Consider the following 17,560-nt stretch of genomic DNA (forward strand, 5'->3'; position numbering starts at 1 on the left):
GGGGTGCGTTGCCTACTCGTTTCCGCAGCGCGAGGGGGCGGTGTGTTCGAGTGCGTCGAGTGCGGCACGCGTCGCAGGTCCGACGCCGAGAGCCTGCGCGGCATCGAGATCGTCGGCGGTGTCGACGTCGGTCCGCAGACCCGGCCAGTGCCCGTCGAGGGGACGGGCCCCGGATTCGAGATGCCGCTTCGCCGATCCGGGTCCGAACCGGGGATCGAGCGGAATTTCCGGGTCGCAGGAGAACAGTGCGGCGGTTCCGGTGCCGTGATGGTCGACGACCACCGACCTGCCGCCGGTTCTCGCCGCGGCGAGTGCTTCACCGAATTCGCCTCCGCGCAGAGACGGAAGATCGGCCTGGAGTGCGACGACGTCGACTCCGCGCTCGTTGCTGCGGACGTGCTCGGCCGCCGCCGACAGCGCCGCATTGAGACCGTGCTCGGTGCCGGCCTCGTCCGGCCGGTCTTCGGTGGAAACAGGTGCGGGGTCGGCGTAGACATGCGCGCCGACGCTGCGTGCGAGCCGCGCCACCGCGGGGTCCGGCGTGACCACGGTGACACCGACGACCGTCGCGACATCGCTGACGACGGCGAGGGTGTCGCGCAGCATCGACAGCACCAGTCCGGTGCGGTCGTCCGTGTCGAAGACACCCGACAGCCGCGTCTTGGCCGCGTGGAGTTCCTTCACGGCGACGAGTACGTGCGCGCGCGGCGCCACGGATCGGGTCGCTGTGCTCATGCGGATATCTTGCCAGCCCGCGCGGGGTGGTGCTCCGGACGCCCGGTCGTGGCTGAGCAGCGAACGAGTTCGGTAGCGGGGCGGCGCTCGACCTCGGCATCGGCAATACTGTGGGCGACGCATCGGGTAACGAACGACGAGGGGGCTGTGTGAGCAAGGCTGCGGTACTGGGAGCGGGTTCATGGGGGACTGCATTTGCGAAGGTCCTGGCCGACGCCGGGACCGATGTCACCATGTGGGCGCGACGCGGTGAGATCGCCGAGTCGATCGTCTCGCGGCACGAGAACACGGACTACCTGCCGGGCATCGCCCTGCCTCCGTCGTTGACTGCCACCGACGACGCGCGGGCCGCACTCGACGGCGCGGACATCGTCGTTCTCGCGGTGCCGTCGCAGTCTCTGCGCGACAATTTGCAGGTCTGGAGTCCGATGATCCCCGAGAACGCCACCCTCCTGAGCCTCGCCAAGGGCATCGAGACCGGCACCCTCATGCGGATGAGTCAGGTGATCATCCAGGTCACCGGCGCAGACCCGGGGCGGGTCGCCGTCCTGTCCGGGCCCAATCTGGCCCGGGAGATCGCGATCGGTCAGCCGGCGGCGACGGTCGTCGCGTGCACGGATTCGACGCGGGCGCTGGAACTGCAGAAGGCTTCGGCCACCGGATACTTCCGTCCGTACACGAATTCGGACGTCATCGGGTGCGAGGTCGGCGGCGCCTGCAAGAACGTCATCGCCCTCGCCTGCGGTATGGCATCTGGAATCGGTTTGGGAGAGAACACGATTGCGAGCATCATCACTCGAGGTCTGGCCGAGATCATCCGGCTGGGAGTAGCGCTCGGTGCGAAACCTGCCACCCTCGCGGGTCTCGCGGGAGTGGGCGATCTGGTTGCGACGTGCACGTCGCCCCTGTCGCGCAACCGGTCGTTCGGTGAACGCCTCGGCCAGGGTGGTTCGATCGAGAGTGCCCAGGCGGCCACTCACGGTCAGGTCGCCGAGGGCGTCAAATCGTGCTCGTCGGTTCGGGCTCTCGCCGCCAGTTACGACGTCGAGATGCCGTTGACCGATGCCGTGCACCGGGTGTGCCACGAGGGCCTCGTGGTGCAGGACGCGATCGGTCAGCTGCTCGGTCGCCGCACGAAGCCGGAGTGAACTCGTGAGTGGTGATTCCACCCGCTGCGTCAAAGCCGTTGCCGCAGAGAGTGTTCCCGGCTCACCGATGCAGAGGGGGCCGGTTTTCGCTGCCCCCTATCAGCTGAGCGCGGACGAGGGAACCGAGTCCGACACCTACGCGCGTGCCTCCAATCCGGGCTGGCGCGACCTCGAATCGGCGCTGGCGACGCTCGAGGGCGCCGCGGGCGCACTCGTCGTCGGCTCCGGGATGTCGGCGGTCACCGTCGTGCTGCGGAGTCTGCTCACCGCCGGTGACACCGTGGTCGTTCCGTCCGACGGTTATTACCAGGTGCGTGCGTACGCGCGGGAGCGTCTGGAGCCGATGGGCATCACCGTGCACGAACTGCGGACCGCCGACATGGCCGGCGAGGCGGCCGCCGCACTGCTGGCGTCCGCCGAGGGGACGACGGTGGTGGTGGCCGAGACTCCGGCCAACCCGTCCCTCGACGTGGTGGATCTGCGTGCCGTGTCCGAGCAGTGCGCCAAGGCGGGCGCCGTTCTCGTGGTGGACAACACGACCGCCACCCCACTCGGCCAGCAGCCGCTCGAACTCGGCGCCGACGTGGTAGTCGCCAGCGGCACAAAGACTTTGAGCGGTCACAGTGATCTCCTCATGGGGTACATCGCCGCGTCGGACGCCGACTTCCTGGCCGGAATGGAACGCGAGAGGGCGCTGTCGGGCACGGTGCTGGGGCCGTTCGAGACGTGGCTCGCCCACCGGAGTCTCGGGACGGCCGGTCTGCGATTCGAGCGGCAGTGCGCCAACGCCCTGGCCCTCGCCGCCCTGCTCGAGTCGCACCCGGCGGCTCACCGTGTCCGGTACCCGGGGCTGCCCGGAGATCCTGCGCACGCCGTCGCCGCCGGTCAGATGCGTAGATTCGGCGGGCTGGTGAGCTTCGAGGTGGATTCCGCCGAACAGTTCCACCGACTCGTCGCCGGAAGTGAGCTCCTCGTGCCTGCGACGAGCTTCGGCGGCATCCACACCAGCGCCGACCGCCGGGCCCGGTGGGGTGACCCCGTGCCCGACGGGTTCGTGCGGATCTCGTGTGGAATCGAGGACACCGAAGATCTCGTCGTCGATCTCGAGCGTGCCCTGTCCGCATTGTGAATGCGGCACCCGACGTGTCGTGAGGTCGGCGAAGGAAATGTGAGGAGAGGTGGGTGCGGTGAGCTTGTCACGGCGACGGTACGGTTTGTGTCGTGAGTAAACCGCGTACCCGGGTAGCCGTCATCTTCGGTGGCCGCAGCAACGAGCATTCCGTGTCCTGTGTGTCGGCCGGAAGCGTCCTGAGGAACCTCGACCCGGAACGGTACGAGGTGGTGCCGATCGGCATCACCACCGAGGGCTCGTGGGTCCTCGGCTCCACCGACCCCGAGACGCTGGCCATCCGCGGCCGGGCACTCCCCAGCGTCGATGCAGACGGGTCCGCACTGGCCCTCACCGCCGACCCGACGCGGTCCGGCGACCTCGTCGCCCTCGACGACGGCGAAGCGGGCAAGATCCTGGCCTCGGTCGACGTCGTCTTCCCCGTCTTGCACGGCGCCTACGGCGAGGACGGCACGATCCAGGGCCTGCTCGAACTCGCAGGTGTCCCGTACGTCGGTCCCGGCGTGCTCGCCAGCGCTGCCGGTATGGACAAGGAATTCACGAAGAAGCTGCTCGCCGCGGAAGGCCTGCCCATCGGGTACCAGGTCGTCCTGCGCCCCGGCACCGCCACGCTGACCGACGAACAGAAGTCCCGCCTCCACCTCCCGGTATTCGTGAAGCCGGCCCGCGGCGGATCGTCGATCGGCATCACCCGGGTGGCCGAGTGGGCCGCGCTCGACGACGCCATCACCCACGCCCGTCTGCACGACCCGAAGGTGATCGTCGAATCCGGGATCGTCGGCCGCGAGGTCGAGTGCGGAGTCCTCGAGTTCCCGGACGGCGACGTGCGGGCCAGCGTCATCGCCGAGATCCGGATGCCGGAAGGCGCAGGCGACGACGAGGCGTTCTACGACTTCGACAGCAAATACCTCGACGACGTGTGCGAGTTCGACGTGCCCGCGAAACTCGACGAATCGGTCAGCGAAGAGATCCGTGAACTCGCGGTGCGCGCGTTCTCCGCGCTCGACTGCCAGGGACTCGCGCGGGTCGACTTCTTCGTGACCGAAGACGGCCCGGTGATCAACGAGATCAACACGATGCCCGGATTCACGTCGATCTCGATGTACCCGCGCATGTGGGGTGCGGTGGGCGTCGACTACGGCACCCTCGTCTCGACCCTGGTCGACACCGCCCTTGCGCGGGGCGTCGGTCTCCGCTAGATAAACCGCGGTCCGGCGCTCAGGGATTCGCCACAGGCGCCGGATCGAGGGGTTGCTGCGGCAACGCCTGCGACACCGCGCCGGAAATGTCCTGAAGCGGCGTCGGTCCCACCCCGGTGGGAACCGTGAGTCCGATGTACACGCCGCGGTCGACGGCGAAATAGCTGCTCGCGTCGATTCCGGCGCTCGCGCCCGAGATCTCGAACCACTGAACTCCGTCGATGACCTGCAGCGGCGAAGCCTGATCGAACTCCGCGGGGCGGTCCAGACCACAACGCAGGACGAGTGGTTCGCCCTCGGCCGGTTGCCACGCGGCGGTAGCCTCGGGAGCGGGTTCGGTGAGTTCGGCGCGCGTGTAGTCGCCCAGAGCGTCGGGGAGGCCCGCCATCAGGGTGGCGCACTCCGCGGAGCCGGAGGCGGGCGCGGGCACGGGGCCCAGCGACACGGGTTCCTTCACCGGGTTCCGGCCGGCGAACACCGCCGCGACGACGATGCCGATGACCAGGGCCACGGGGAGCGCAACGGCCGTCGCGATGAGTGCGGGATTGCGCCGCTCCCCGGGAACCGGGTCGGAGTTGCCGGCGGGTGTGTTCTGTTCGGGTTCGAGATCGGACATGCTCAGTTCTTGTTCGCAGACTTTTCGGGGACGTCGCAGGTGAGGGTGCGAGTGATGCCGGAGACCTGACGGATCTCCGTGACGACGGGGGCGACATCGTCAGCGGACACACGCACGATGACGTCGTACGGTCCGACCACGTCCTCGGCGGTCCGGACTCCGGTGATCTTCGCGATCTCCGTCGCGATCGCCGCGGCCTTGCCGACTTCGGTCTGGATCAGGATGAACGCTTGCACTCTCGCTCCGGCCCTTCCCTGCTCCGCGCCGCATGATCTCGGTAGAGTCGCGGGTGCTTCGGCGCGCTGATCGGTCACGTGCCGAGAAGTCCCGGCAACAGCTAAAAGGTACCGCAGTCGCACATTCCGTCGACCGGACCCACGGCCGCTGCCCGGGCCACCCGACACTGGAGGCACACCATCACACCGACGGATTCCCCGGACCCGCCCCTCACCGTCGCCGACGTCGGCGAGTTCGCCGTGATCGGCCGAGCGGTGGAGGGACGGGTACAGCCCCTGTCCACCCTGATCGGCCCCGGCGACGACGCCGCCCTCGTCCGGGCGGCCGACGGCCGGGTGGCGGTGTCCGCCGACATGCTGGTGCAGGACAGGCATTTTCGGCTCGACTGGTCGTCCCCGCGAGACGTGGGCCGCAAGGCGGTGGCACAGAACGCGGCCGACGTCGCGGCGATGGGGGCGCGCCCCACCGCTTTCCTGGTTTCCCTCGGCCTGCCGCCGGACACGTCGATCGACGTGGCGGACGGCATCTCGGCGGCAATCGGGGAGAGCGCCGAGGAACTCGGGGCCGGCGTCGTGGGCGGTGATCTCGTGCAGGCCGGGCAGGTCGTGATTTCCGTCACCGTCCTCGGTGATCTGGGTGGCAGGAGCCCGATCCGGCGGTCTGGCGCGCTGCCGGGCGACGTCGTCGCGGTGGCCGGCGAACTCGGCCGGTCGGCGGCCGGTCTCGCGCTGCTGCTCGGCGGGTCCTCGAATTTCCCGGATCTTCTCGCCGCACATCGTGTCCCCACTCCGCCGTATTCCGCCGCCTGGGCCGCCGCGGACGGGGGCGCCCACGCCATGACCGACATCTCCGACGGGCTCCTCGCCGATCTCGGTCACATCTGCGACGCCTCCGGCGTCGGAATGTCCCTCACCCGATCCCACATGGCCGTCTCACCCGAACTGGTGTCGGCGGCGAAGCTTCTCGGTGCCGACCACTGGGAATGGGTGCTCACCGGGGGAGAGGACCACGGCTTCGCCGCCAGCTTTCCTGCCGACGTCCCGCTCCCCGCGGGGTGGACGACGATCGGCGCGGTGCACGACGGGTCCGGCATCTCGGTCGACGGCGAGACCTGGCCGGGGGCCGGCGGCTGGCAGAGCTTCTCGGTATAGGTTGCACGCATGGCTATCTACGCGCTCGGGGACCGCGAACCCGACATCCATCCGGACGCCTACGTCCATCCCGACGCCGTGGTGATCGGGAACGTGACCCTGGCGGCAGGCACGTCGGTGTGGCCACAGGCCGTGCTCCGCGCCGACTACGGCACCATCACCGTCGGCGCCGACACGAACATCCAGGACGGCACCGTGATCCATTGCACGTCGATCGATCCCACCGTCATCGGCTCGGGGTGCGTCGTCGGTCACGCCGCGCACATCGAGGGATCCACGATCGGTGACCACTGCCTGATCGCCTCCGGATCGATCGTGCTCAACGGTTCGGTCATCGGTGCCTGTTCGGTCGTCGGAGCCGGCGCCGTCGTTCCGTTCCAGTTCGAGGTTCCGCCGCGCAGCATGGCACTCGGCGTCCCCGCGAAGATCCGGCAAAACTACGAGGTTCCCGAGGGGCACCTCGAGATGAACGTGAAGATGTACGCCGCGAACGCCGCCTACTACCGAGACTCGCTGCGCAGGCTCGACTGATGGCGGCGCCGCTGTCGGACCTCGTCGAGGCCGGATGGGCAGACGCCCTCGAACCGGTGGCCGGACGGATCACGGAGATGGGCGAGTTCCTGCGCGCGGAAATCGCCGACGGGCGTGAGTACCTCCCCGCGGGAGAGAACGTCCTGCGGGCGTTCACCCACCCGTTTTCCGAGGTCAAGGTCCTGATCGTGGGTCAGGACCCGTACCCCACGCCCGGTCACGCGGTCGGTCTCAGTTTCTCGGTGGCCCCGGACGTGCGCCCGGTGCCGCGCAGCCTCGGCAACATCTTCACCGAGTACAGCAAGGACCTCGGCTACGAGACACCCACCACCGGGGACCTCACCCCGTGGTCGCGCCAGGGAGTGCTTCTGCTGAACAGGGTTCTCACCGTGCAGCCCGGACTCCCGGCCTCACACCGGAAGAAGGGCTGGGAAGCGGTGACCGAGCAGGCCATTCGCGCTCTCGTGGCGCGCCCCGAACCCCTCGTCGCAATTCTGTGGGGCCGGGACGCGTCCACGTTGAAACCGATGCTCGGCGACGTGCCGACCATCGAGTCGGCCCACCCCTCACCGTTGTCCGCGTCGCGCGGATTCTTCGGATCGCGGCCGTTCAGCCGGGCGAACGAACTCCTCGACGGACTGGGTGCCGAGCCGGTGAACTGGCAGCTCCCGTAATCGGCGAATTTCCCTACTGCACCGACGAGAAGTCGGCACGCCGCTTCACTGCACCGACGAGAAGTCGGCACGCCGCTTCACTGCACCGACGAGAAGTCGGCACGCCGCTTCACTGCACCGACGAGAAGTCGGCACGCCGCTTCTCGACGAAGGCGTCGACGCCCTCGCGTCCCACCGGGCTGTCGGCCGCGGTGGCGATCGACGCGGCCTCCGCGTCGAGTTGCTCGGCCAGCGTGCGATATCGGGAGGCGCGGACGAGCGTCTTGATCCCCGAGAAGGAGGGCGTCGGGCCGGCAGCGAGCGTGCGGGCGAGCCGGAGTGCCTCGTCCTGAACGACGTCGTCGCCGACGAGGCGGCTGAGGATGCCCAGGCGGACGGCCTCGTCACCGCTCAGAACGGCATCGGTGATCAGGATCTCGCGCGCGCGGGCGTCGCCGACGATGCGCGGAAGGGTCCAGGACATGCCGCCGTCCGGGGTGAAGCCGATGGACGGGTAGGCCGGGCGCAGCTTGGTGCCCGGGCCGCCGATGGCGACGTCCGTGAGGCAGACAAGGCTCATACCGGCGCCCGCAGCCCACCCGTGAACACCGGCAATCACCGGAACGGTCACGGCGTCGAGCGCACGAACGAATTCGTGGAACACGCGCGCCACCTCGGCGACGTATTCGCTTCGCACCGGTGCGGACGCGAAGGCGTGGACGTTGCCGCCCGCGCAGAAGTTCGGGCCCTCCCCGACGAGGAGGACGCTGCCGATTCGGTCACCGACCGCTTCGAGTGCCCGGGCACCCTCCACCATGCCCTCGCCGTCCAGCGAGGTGCCGTTCTCCGCCGTCGCGATCGTGATGCGCAGGACGCCGTCTTCGAGCTGTACTTTGCTGAGTCCATCGAGAGAAGTCACCGTTGCACCTTACGTGGGCCCCTGCCGGTGCCCGACGTGCCCCGATGCGCTGCGACGATGCCGAATCGGACAAGGTGCGGCGGCATAAAAAACTGCGCCCCCGACACCGAAGTGTCGGGGGCGCAGTGACATCGCACGCAGCGTCGGGTCAGCCCCGAGCAACCTTTCCAGCCTTCAGGCAGGAGGTGCAGACGTTGACCTTCCGGGTGTTTCCGGGGGCAACCTCGGCACGAACAGTCTGAATGTTCGGGTTCCAGCGACGGTTGGTACGCCGGTGCGAGTGCGAGACCGACTTACCGAAGCCGGGCCCCTTGGCGCATACGTCGCAGACGGCAGCCATAGTCGCGAACTCCTTCAAGATAGTGAACTGTGAAATTTGCTGGCCTCATGGAGACAGGGCACAGCAAGCGCGCCCTGTACGAGGCAACCGTGCAAGAGTAGCCGCTCGAGGGCGGATTGGCCAAACCCGGTCCCGAAGGGCTCGGACCGCGGGCCCGATCATCGTCCCCCGACTAGTCTGACGGCACCTTCCCATTCCCCTGGCCGGAGAGGACGACAGTGGCCCCTGAGCTCCCGATGGACGGTCGAGTCCTCGAATCGTGGGCGCGGACCGCCGTCGCGGGTCTGGAAAAGCGGTGCGAGGAGATCAACAGCCTCAACGTCTTTCCGATCCCGGACTCCGACACGGGTACCAACCTGCTGTTCACCATGCGGGCGGCGCTGGGTGCGATCGACGAGTACGCGGGCACTGCAAGCGGCACCAAGGACGTCCGGCAGGTTGCCATCGCCCTGGCTCGGGGTGCGGTCGCAGGCGCGCGCGGGAATTCCGGAGTGATCCTGTCCCAGGTGCTGCGAGGGGTCGCGGAAGCGGCCGTCACCTCCGCCGTCGACACCCGGACGGTCCGGACCGGACTTCTGATGGCCACCAATCTGGTGACGGACGCGGTGAGCTACCTGGTGGAGGGCACCATCGTCACCGTGCTGCGCTGCGCGGCCGACGCGGCGGCGGAGTTCCCGGACGAGGCGCCGATCGCGGTCACGGCACGCGCAGCCGCGGATGCCGCGGCGTCCGCGCTCACCAGGACGCCGTCGCAACTCGACGTGCTGGGCACCGCGGGCGTCGTCGATGCGGGAGGACTCGGCCTCGTGGTGATCCTCGACGCTCTCGTCACGGCCGTGACGGGTGCGCCGCCGGATCGCGCACCGATCGCGCTCCACGTTCCGCGCCGCACCCCGTCCACGCATCGCGCAGGGCCCGTCCCCGTTGTCGCGCCGCCCGCGTCGCGGGGCCCGCATGCGCATCCGGGACCCGGACCCGACTGCGACGAGGGCTCGGATCAGGACTTCGAGGTGATGTACCTGGTCGCGGAGTCCGACGAGGACCGCATGGGGGAGTTGCGCACCACGCTGAACGCCCTCGGGGACTCGATCGTGATCGTCGGCGACGGCGGCGGCGGCTGGTCGGTGCACGTGCACTGCACGGACGCGGGCGCCGCCGTGGAGGCCGGACTGTCGGCGGGACGCATCCACGGAATCCGGGTCAGCAGTTTCCTCGTGGATGCGCGGGACCAGGGATTGTTCGTTCCACCGGTCCGGACCAGGCCGGATCAGGGGGAGCGGGGCATCGTCGCCGTCGTGGCCGGGGACGGCGCCGCCGAACTCTTCGCCAGCGAAGGCGCGACCGTCCTCCGGTGCGACGACGCCCCCGTCACCCGGGCCCAGCTTCTCGGCATCATCAGGCAGATGGGACGGACCGAGGTGCTCGTCCTCCCCAACGGCGCGCTGACGGCCCAGGAACTCGTCGCGGTCAGTGCCGCGGCGAGGGACGCCCGCCATGAGGTCCTGCTGCTCGCGACGTCCGCGATGGTGCAGGGACTCGCGTCCCTGGCGGTGCACGACCCCGAGCGTGAGGCGGTGGACGACGCGTTCGCTATGTCGGAGGCGGCCGCCGCCACCCGCTGGGGATCGCTGCGCATCGCCCGGGAGCGGGCTCTCACCTATGTGGGCACGTGCGAACCGGGCGACGGCATCGGACTGATGGGTCACGAGGTGATCGTCATCGAACCGGACGCGGTCGCGGCCGGACGGCGGCTCGTCGACCTCGTCCTCGGCGCGGGTGGCGAACTGGTGACGCTCCTGATGGGGTCGGAGGCACCGGAGGGGCTGGACACGGAATTGGCCGATCACATCTCGCAGCGGCACCCCGGCGTCGAGGTGATGATCTACCACGGTGGACAACCTGGAGATCTGTTGCAACTCGGGGTGGAATGAGGAATTCGATGGCCACATTGTCCGACCGGCTCGATCATCTGCTGGGGAAGAAGACCGCCGACGCGCTCGAGGAGGCGTTCGACATTCGCACGGTCGAGGACCTGCTGCGGCATTACCCGCACCGGTACGCCTCGCAGGGCCGCGAGCTCGCGGAGAAGGATCCGCCGGAGGGCGAGCACATCACGATCATCGCCCGGGTCACGTCCGCGGCCGTCGTGAAGATGAAGAACCGGCCGGGCAGCATGCTCAAGGTGGTCCTGTCGACCGACACCCAGAACGTGGACGTCACGTTCTTCAGCCCGCAGAAGGTCAAGCACGTGATCAAGCCGGGTGTGCGCGCGATGTTCTCGGGAACGGTCAAGTACTTCCGCCAGAAGTGGAGTCTCACCCATCCGAGCTACCTCATCCTGCCCGAGCCGCGTGCCGGCAGCGAGGACCCCGTCGTGAACGTCGACCGGATCCGCGGTGCCGGGGATCTCGCGGGAATCGCCCGGGCGTCGCAGGAACCCGGTGCGGGGGTCGACCTGTCCGTGTTCGACCGGGCGCTGATCCCGCTCTATCCGGCCACCCGGGACGTGGAGAGCTGGACGATCATGAAGTGCGTCCGCCAGATCCTGGACCAGCTCGATCACGTCGACGACCCCCTGCCGGAGAACATCCGGGCCGAACGCGACCTGATCGGTCTCGACGAAGCCCTCCGGTCGGTTCACCTGCCGGACACCCGCGAGGACGTGGAGAACGCCCACGACCGTCTGCGGTTCGACGAGGCGACGGCGCTGCAGCTGGTTCTCGCCCGGCGCCGCCACGACAACGCCGAGCGAGTCGCGCCCGAGTGCCCGCCGGTGCCCGGCGGGATCGCCGACGTGTTCGAGAAGATGCTTCCGTTCCAGCTCACCGACGGTCAGCACGCGGTCGCCGACGAGATCTCGGCCGATCTGGCGCAGCCGCACCCGATGAGCAGGCTGCTGCAGGGTGAGGTGGGTTCGGGTAAGACGATCGTGGCCCTGCGCGCCATGCTCCAGGTGGTCGACGCCGGCTACCAGTGCGCCCTGCTCGCGCCGACCGAGGTCCTCGCGACGCAGCACGCCCGGTCGCTGCGGGCGATGCTCGGCTCCCTCGCGACCGCGGGGGAGCTCGGGGCGCACGAGAAGGCCACACGGGTGGCGCTGCTGACGGGGTCGATGCCGGTCGCCGCCAAACGCACGGCTCTGAACGAGGCGATCACCGGCGACGCCGGGATCGTCATCGGCACGCACGCCCTGATCCAGGACAACGTCGAATTCTTCAATCTCGGGATGGTGGTGGTCGACGAGCAGCACCGGTTCGGTGTCGAGCAGCGCGACCGGCTGCGGTCGAGGGCGCGGGAGGGCCTGAGCCCGCATCTGCTGGTGATGACGGCGACGCCGATTCCCCGCACCATCGCGATGACGGTGCTCGGCGATCTCGAGGTGTCGACGCTGCGCCAGCTGCCGAAGGGGCGGTCACCGATCAAGAGCAGTGTGGTACCCGCGTCCCAGAAGCCGCAGTGGGTCGCGCGCGCGTGGGAACGGATCCGCGAGGACGTGGCCGAGGGGCGGCAGGCGTACGTCGTGTGCTCGCGCATCGGCGACGGCGAGAAGGGTGACGGTGAGGACGCGTTCGACGAGAAGGCGCCCGAGACGAAGTCCGCCGTCGAGGTGTTCGAGGAGTTGAGCGGCAGCGTCATGCCGGACCTGCGGGTGGGTCTGCTGCACGGCCGGCTTCCCGCGGACGAGAAGGACGCGGTGATGCGCGACTTCACGGCCGGCGATATCGACGTCCTCGTGTGCACCACGGTCGTGGAGGTCGGTGTCGACGTCCCGAACGCGACGATCATGGTGATCGTCGACGCGGACCGTTTCGGTGTGAGTCAGCTGCACCAGCTGCGCGGACGCGTCGGCCGTGGCAAACACCAGGGCCTATGCATTCTCGTCACGAAGATGAATCCGGGCGGTCCCGCCTACGAGCGATTGTCGAGCGTGGCGTCGACCAACGACGGCTTCGAACTCGCGCAACTCGACCTCGCCACGCGCCGCGAGGGCGACATTCTCGGTGCGGCGCAGTCGGGCACGACGTCCACGTTGCGGCTGTTGTCGCTGCTCGGCCACGAGGACGTCATCGCCGCGGCGTCCGAATTCGCGCGTTCGGTGATCGCGGACGACCCGCGCCTCGAGAACCATCCCGGACTGTCGGCGATGGTGACGTCGGCGCTCGACGCGGACCGCATCGAATATCTGGAGAAAACGTGAGAACTTACTTCGCTTCACGTAAATCTTTGCTCGTCTGTTTCGGGTCTGTTGCAGAATTCGCACACGTCAGGGGGGTCTTTGTGAAGTTTGTGGACGATCCTGAAATGTGGGATGCCATTTATCCGCGGCCGTCGACGGCGGGGTAGTTTGCTCCAATGTTCTCCAAAGTCCTGGTCGCCAACCGTGGCGAAATTGCGATCCGCGCTTTCCGTGCCGCCTACGAACTAGGTGCTGGAACGGTCGCGGTGTTCCCGTACGAGGATCGGAACTCGATCCACCGTCTGAAGGCTGATGAGAGTTATCAGATCGGCGAGGAGGGACACCCGGTTCGGGCGTACCTCTCCGTCGACGAGATCGTCTCCGCGGCCAAGCAGGCAGGCGCCGACGCCATCTACCCCGGCTACGGCTTCCTTTCCGAGAACCCGGATCTCGCCGCCGCGTGCGCCGAGGCGGGCATCACGTTCGTGGGTCCGTCCGCCGAGGTACTCGAGCTCACCGGCAACAAGGCACGCGCGATCGCCGCGGCGAAGGCAGCCGGTCTGCCGGTGCTGGCGTCCTCGGAGCCGTCCGCCGACGTGGACGAGTTGCTGGCCGCGGCCGAGACCATGCAGTTCCCGCTGTTCGTGAAGGCCGTCGCCGGCGGCGGTGGCCGCGGCATGCGGCGCGTCGCCGAGCGGGCTCAGCTCAAGGAGTCCATCGAGGCCGCCGCGCGTGAGGCCGAGTCGGCGTTCGGCGACCCGACGGTGTTCCTCGAGCAGGCCGTCGTCGACCCGCGTCACATCGAGGTCCAGATCCTGGCCGACGGTGAGGGCAACGTCATCCACCTGTTCGAGCGCGACTGCTCGCTGCAGCGCCGTCACCAGAAGGTGATCGAGCTCGCGCCTGCCCCGAACCTTTCGGAAGAGCTGCGGGCGAAGATCTGCGCGGACGCCGTCGCGTTCGCGAAGGAGATCAACTACTCCTGTGCCGGCACCGTCGAATTCCTCCTCGACACCCGCGGCAACCACGTCTTCATCGAGATGAACCCCCGCATCCAGGTCGAGCACACCGTCACCGAAGAGGTCACGGACGTCGACCTCGTGCAATCGCAGTTGCGGATCGCGTCGGGGGAGACCCTCGCGGATCTGGGCCTGAGCCAGGACAAGATCACGCTGCGCGGTGCGGCCCTGCAGTGCCGCATCACCACCGAAGACCCTGCCAACGGGTTCCGCCCGGACACCGGTCGGATCACCGGCTACCGCACCCCGGGTGGTGCCGGTATCCGCCTCGACGGCGGAACGTCGGTCGGCGCAGAGGTCTCCGCGTACTTCGATTCGATGCTCGTCAAGCTCACCTGCCGCGGCCGCGACTTCGAAACCGCCGTCGCCCGGGCCCGCCGCGCGGTCACCGAGTTCCGCATCCGCGGCGTGTCGACGAACATCCCGTTCCTGCAGGCGGTGCTCGACGACCCCGATTTCAAGGCCGGCCGGGTCACCACGTCCTTCATCGAGGAGCGCCCCCAGCTGCTCACGCTGCGCAGCTCCGCGGACCGTGGCACCAAAATCCTCACCTACCTCGCCGACGTGACCGTCAACAAGCCGCACGGCGAGCGGCCGTCGGCTGTGTACCCGCGCGACAAGCTGCCCCAGATCGACCTGTCCACCCCGCCGCCGGACGGCAGTCGCCAGAAGCTCCTCGCCCTCGGCCCGGAAGGATTCGCCAAGGCACTGCGGGAGCAGAAGGCCCTCGCCGTCACGGAGACCACGTTCCGCGACGCACACCAGTCGCTGCTCGCGACCCGCGTGCGCACCAGCGGTCTGCTCGACGTCGCCGGACACGTCGCCCGGCTGACCCCGGAACTGCTCTCCATCGAGGCCTGGGGTGGTGCCACCTACGACGTGGCTCTGCGGTTCCTGCACGAGGATCCCTGGTACCGGCTGTCGGCGCTGCGTGAGGCCGTGCCGAACATCTGCCTGCAGATGCTGCTGCGTGGCCGGAACACCGTCGGGTACACCCCGTACCCGGAGAAGGTGACGCGGGCGTTCGTCGAGGAAGCCACGAACAGCGGCATCGACATCTTCCGCATCTTCGACGCCCTCAACAACGTCGACCAGATGCGGCCGGCCATCGACGCCGTCCGCGAGACCGGCACCGCGCTCGCCGAGGTCGCGCTGTCCTACACCGGCGACCTGTCGAACCCGAACGAGAACCTGTACACCCTCGACTACTACCTGCGCCTGGCGGAGGAAATCGTCGAGGCCGGTGCGCACGTCATCGCGATCAAGGACATGGCCGGACTGCTTCGCGCCCCGGCCGCCACCACCCTGGTGACGGCGCTGCGCAAGAACTTCGACCTGCCCGTGCACGTGCACACCCACGACACCCCGGGTGGTCAGCTCGCGACCTACCTGGCCGCGTGGCAGGCAGGCGCGGACGCCGTCGACGGGGCCTCGGCCGCGCTGGCGGGCACCACCAGTCAGCCGGCGTTGTCGGCGATCGTGGCGGCCGCCGCGCATTCGGAGTACGACACCGGCCTGGACCTGCAGGCCGTGTGCGACCTCGAGCCGTACTGGGAGGCGCTGCGCAAGGTCTACAAGCCCTTCGAGTCGGGGCTGCCGGCCCCGACCGGACGCGTCTACACGCACGAGATCCCGGGCGGTCAGCTGTCGAACCTGCGCACCCAGGCCGTGGCCCTCGGTCTCGGCGACAAGTTCGAGGAGGTCGAGGCCAAGTACGCGGCCGCCGACCGCATGCTCGGCCGCCTCGTGAAGGTCACCCCGTCGTCGAAGGTCGTCGGCGACCTCGCCCTGCACCTCGTCGGATCCGGTGCCTCCACCGAGGAATTCAAGGACAACCCGGCGAAGTTCGACATCCCCGACTCGGTGGTCGGATTCCTGCGCGGCGAACTGGGCACCCCGCCCGGTGGCTGGCCCGAACCGTTCCGCACCCGGGCACTCGAAGGCCGCGGCGAAGCGAAGCCGGAGGTGCCGCTGTCCGCGGAGGACGAGAAGGCCCTCTCCGGCACGTCCGCGGAACGCCGCGCGACGCTCAACCGGCTGCTGTTCCCCGGCCCTACGAAGGAATTCCTCGAGCACCGCGACAAGTACGGCGACACGTCGCAGCTCTCGGCCAACCAGTTCTTCTACGGCCTGCGCCGCGGCGACGAGCACCGGGTCCGCCTCGCGCAGGGTGTCGAGCTGATCATCGGGCTCGAGGCCATCTCCGAACCCGACGAGCGGGGATACCGCACCGTCATGTGCATCCTCAACGGGCAGCTGCGTCCGGTGTCGGTGCGCGACCGGTCCATCTCCAGTGAGATGCCCGCCGCGGAGAAGGCGGACAAGAACAACCCCGGCCACGTGCCGGCGCCGTTCGCCGGTGTGGTGACCCTCGCCGTGACCGAGGGCCAGCACATCTCCGCGGGCGACACGATCGCGACCATCGAGGCCATGAAGATGGAAGCGGCCATCACCGCCCCGCGGAGTGGCACGGTCTCCCGGCTGGCCATCGGATCGGTCCAGCAGGTGGAGGGCGGCGACCTGCTCGCCGTCGTGGCGACAGGGGAGTCCGCGAGCGAGTGACTCGGATCATCGCGGGGCTCGCGGGCGGCCGACGCCTGCGGGTCCCGCCGAGCGGGACCCGGCCCACTTCGGACCGGGTCCGCGAGGCATTGTTCAGCGCACTGCACAGCCGGATGGACCTCGAGGGCGCGTCCGTCCTCGATCTCTACGCGGGATCGGGGGCGCTCGGCCTGGAAGCGCTCTCCCGGGGTGCGGACCGCGTCGTCCTCGTCGAGTCCGACGCGAAAGCGGCGGGCATCATCAAACACAACGTGAGCACCGTCGGTCTACCGGGCGCGGAAGTCCGCGGCGCTCCGGTGGCGGCGGTGCTCGCGGGCGCCGCCGACCGGCCGTACGACCTGGTGATGGCGGATCCGCCGTACGCCGTCGACGACCAGGCGGTGCAGACGGTGCTCGGCCACCTGCGGGTCAACGGCTGGGTCGGCGACGGCTCGATCGTGGTGCTCGAGCGGTCGTCGAGGTCACCCGAGACGGCCTGGCCCGAAGGCTTCGCACCCGTCAAGGCGAAGAAGTACGGCGAGGCGAGAATTGAATTGGCGACCTGCTACGGTCTGGACTCATGACTGGCGCTGTCTGCCCCGGATCCTTCGACCCCGTGACCAATGGCCACCTTGACGTGATCGGCAGAGCTGCCGCGCAGTTCGACGAGGTCATCGTGACGGTCATGGTCAACAAGAGCAAGCGTGGCCTGTTCACCGTCGAAGAGCGCATCGAGATGCTCGAAGACTCGACCAGTGAGCTGCCCAACGTGCGGGTCTCGTCCTGGCACGGCCTGCTGGTGGATTACGCCAAGCAGCAAGGGATCACAGCGATCGTCAAGGGCCTGCGCGGCGCCAACGACTTCGACTACGAGCTGCAGATGGCGCAGATGAACCAGAAGCTCAGTGGTGTCGACACCCTCTTCATCCCGACCAATCCCACGTACAGCTACCTGTCGAGTTCGCTCGTGAAGGAAGTGGCCACGTTCGGTGGCGACGTCTCCGACATGCTGCCCGAGAAGGTCCACGCCCGTCTTCTCGCGAGGATCGCCGAGCGCGCCGCCGAGAGCAGCTGATACCCGACACACCGGCTGCCACGACACACCCTCGGCGTCCGGTCGGGCAGACTTGCACGGAGAAGGCTGCGCCGACCTGCTGAGGGTCAT

Annotated in this window: 16 protein-coding genes; 11 read left to right on the forward strand and 5 right to left on the reverse strand. The window is 68.7% G+C overall.

Translation table 11 applies throughout. The features are described from left to right. Window positions 1-12: 12 nt before the first annotated feature. Complete coding sequence (gene cofC, locus FND50_RS15055; protein WP_005561652.1) at window positions 13-735, reverse strand: 2-phospho-L-lactate guanylyltransferase; 723 nt, start codon at window positions 733-735, stop codon at window positions 13-15. Window positions 736-884: 149 nt separating this feature from the next. Between cofC and FND50_RS15060 the strand changes: the two genes are divergently transcribed. The 3 genes from FND50_RS15060 (at window position 885) to FND50_RS15070 (ending at window position 4,211) form a co-directional block, all read left to right on the forward strand. Then, on the forward strand, window positions 885-1,883 hold the full coding sequence (locus FND50_RS15060) for an NAD(P)H-dependent glycerol-3-phosphate dehydrogenase (protein ID WP_005259443.1): 999 nt from the start codon (window positions 885-887) through the stop codon (window positions 1,881-1,883). A gap of 4 nt (window positions 1,884-1,887) precedes the next feature. Then, window positions 1,888-3,012, forward strand: coding sequence for a cystathionine gamma-lyase (locus tag FND50_RS15065; RefSeq protein ID WP_144286244.1), 1,125 nt, complete (start codon window positions 1,888-1,890; stop codon window positions 3,010-3,012). 92 nt (window positions 3,013-3,104) lie between these two features. Then, window positions 3,105-4,211 carry a D-alanine--D-alanine ligase family protein gene (locus FND50_RS15070; RefSeq protein ID WP_037204621.1) on the forward strand — a complete coding sequence of 369 codons (1,107 nt, stop codon included), beginning with the start codon at window positions 3,105-3,107 and terminating at the stop codon, window positions 4,209-4,211. 19 nt (window positions 4,212-4,230) lie between these two features. Here the strand turns inward: FND50_RS15070 and FND50_RS15075 are convergent, their stop codons facing one another. Together FND50_RS15075 and FND50_RS15080 are read right to left on the reverse strand one after the other, a co-directional pair. After that, complete coding sequence (locus FND50_RS15075; RefSeq protein WP_144286245.1) at window positions 4,231-4,827, reverse strand: DUF3515 domain-containing protein; 597 nt, start codon at window positions 4,825-4,827, stop codon at window positions 4,231-4,233. A 2-nt stretch (window positions 4,828-4,829) separates the two neighbouring features. Further along, window positions 4,830-5,063, reverse strand: coding sequence for an Lrp/AsnC ligand binding domain-containing protein (locus FND50_RS15080; RefSeq protein WP_144286246.1), 234 nt, complete (start codon window positions 5,061-5,063; stop codon window positions 4,830-4,832). Window positions 5,064-5,303: 240 nt separating this feature from the next. Here FND50_RS15080 and FND50_RS15085 point away from each other — a divergent pair, with 240 nt between their 5' ends. Genes FND50_RS15085 through FND50_RS15095 form a run of 3 tightly spaced genes read left to right on the forward strand, consistent with a single transcriptional unit; the run spans window position 5,304 to window position 7,420 of the window. Next, on the forward strand, window positions 5,304-6,215 hold the full coding sequence (locus FND50_RS15085) for a thiamine-phosphate kinase (protein WP_260850987.1): 912 nt from the start codon (window positions 5,304-5,306) through the stop codon (window positions 6,213-6,215). A gap of 9 nt (window positions 6,216-6,224) precedes the next feature. Then, window positions 6,225-6,746: a gamma carbonic anhydrase family protein gene (locus tag FND50_RS15090; protein ID WP_144286248.1), complete on the forward strand. Its 522-nt coding sequence runs from the start codon at window positions 6,225-6,227 to the stop codon at window positions 6,744-6,746. Beyond that, on the forward strand, window positions 6,743-7,420 hold the full coding sequence (locus FND50_RS15095; protein ID WP_144286249.1) for a uracil-DNA glycosylase: 678 nt from the start codon (window positions 6,743-6,745) through the stop codon (window positions 7,418-7,420). Before FND50_RS15090 ends, FND50_RS15095 begins: the two co-directional genes overlap by 4 nt. 109 nt (window positions 7,421-7,529) lie before the next feature. On the opposite strand, the gene FND50_RS15100 is transcribed toward FND50_RS15095, so the two are convergent. Both FND50_RS15100 and rpmB read right to left on the reverse strand, forming a co-directional pair. Then, window positions 7,530-8,318: an enoyl-CoA hydratase/isomerase family protein gene (locus FND50_RS15100; protein WP_144286250.1), complete on the reverse strand. Its 789-nt coding sequence runs from the start codon at window positions 8,316-8,318 to the stop codon at window positions 7,530-7,532. Window positions 8,319-8,466: 148 nt separating this feature from the next. Beyond that, window positions 8,467-8,658, reverse strand: a complete 192-nt coding sequence (rpmB, locus tag FND50_RS15105) for a 50S ribosomal protein L28 (RefSeq protein WP_005240429.1) — start codon at window positions 8,656-8,658, stop codon at window positions 8,467-8,469. 236 nt (window positions 8,659-8,894) lie between these two features. Here rpmB and FND50_RS15110 point away from each other — a divergent pair, with 236 nt between their 5' ends. The 5 genes from FND50_RS15110 (at window position 8,895) to coaD (ending at window position 17,470) form a co-directional block, all read left to right on the forward strand. Further along, window positions 8,895-10,589: a DAK2 domain-containing protein gene (locus FND50_RS15110; protein WP_144289062.1), complete on the forward strand. Its 1,695-nt coding sequence runs from the start codon at window positions 8,895-8,897 to the stop codon at window positions 10,587-10,589. Window positions 10,590-10,597: 8 nt separating this feature from the next. Further along, window positions 10,598-12,856 (forward strand): ATP-dependent DNA helicase RecG, encoded by a 2,259-nt coding sequence (gene recG / locus FND50_RS15115; protein ID WP_005259422.1) that lies wholly within the window; start codon window positions 10,598-10,600, stop codon window positions 12,854-12,856. Window positions 12,857-13,011: 155 nt separating this feature from the next. Then, entirely contained in the window at window positions 13,012-16,416 is a 3,405-nt protein-coding gene (locus FND50_RS15120) for a pyruvate carboxylase (protein ID WP_144286251.1), read from the forward strand. Continuing rightward, entirely contained in the window at window positions 16,413-16,979 is a 567-nt protein-coding gene (gene rsmD, locus FND50_RS15125) for a 16S rRNA (guanine(966)-N(2))-methyltransferase RsmD (RefSeq protein ID WP_133986538.1), read from the forward strand. Before FND50_RS15120 ends, rsmD begins: the two co-directional genes overlap by 4 nt. Further along, window positions 16,976-17,470 (forward strand): pantetheine-phosphate adenylyltransferase, encoded by a 495-nt coding sequence (gene coaD / locus FND50_RS15130; protein ID WP_005240440.1) that lies wholly within the window; start codon window positions 16,976-16,978, stop codon window positions 17,468-17,470. Before rsmD ends, coaD begins: the two co-directional genes overlap by 4 nt. Window positions 17,471-17,560 lie beyond the last annotated feature (90 nt).

It is taken from the genome of Rhodococcus sp. WB9 (assembly GCF_007558985.1).
Taxonomy (GTDB): Bacteria; Actinomycetota; Actinomycetes; order Mycobacteriales; family Mycobacteriaceae; genus Rhodococcus_F; species Rhodococcus_F opacus.